General features: G+C 43.6%; 1 pseudogene. It reads left to right on the forward strand.

The features are described 5' to 3' along the window. Positions 1-344, forward strand: a pseudogene (locus SORDD15_RS10355) (hypothetical protein); the annotation flags it as partial.

Consider the following 344-nt stretch of genomic DNA (forward strand, 5'->3'; position numbering starts at 1 on the left):
AAGTACAACAGAGAGCAGATTCTGAAAAATCTGGAAGAAAGCAAGCTTGCGAGGGAGAGTTCGAAGTTTGATAACTACCTTCGCAAAGAGTACACACAACAAGGGAAATATTTCCCAGAGCGGATAACAATGCCAAATGGAAAGCGTGCTTATCTTTCAGCAGATGTCTTTGAGGGGAAACAAGTTCCTGTTCGTTCTAGGGACTTTGTGGATGCACAGGGTAACATTAAATGGCCACCACCAGGAACAGATGGCTTTGTTTTAGATAGTGCCGGTAACCCCATTACACAACCAGCCAATTTAAAAGCTGGACAAGTGATTGACCGTTTTGGATCAAATGGTGG

This window comes from Streptococcus oralis, from assembly GCF_001578935.1.
In the GTDB taxonomy this organism is placed as follows: domain Bacteria; phylum Bacillota; class Bacilli; order Lactobacillales; family Streptococcaceae; genus Streptococcus; species Streptococcus oralis_R.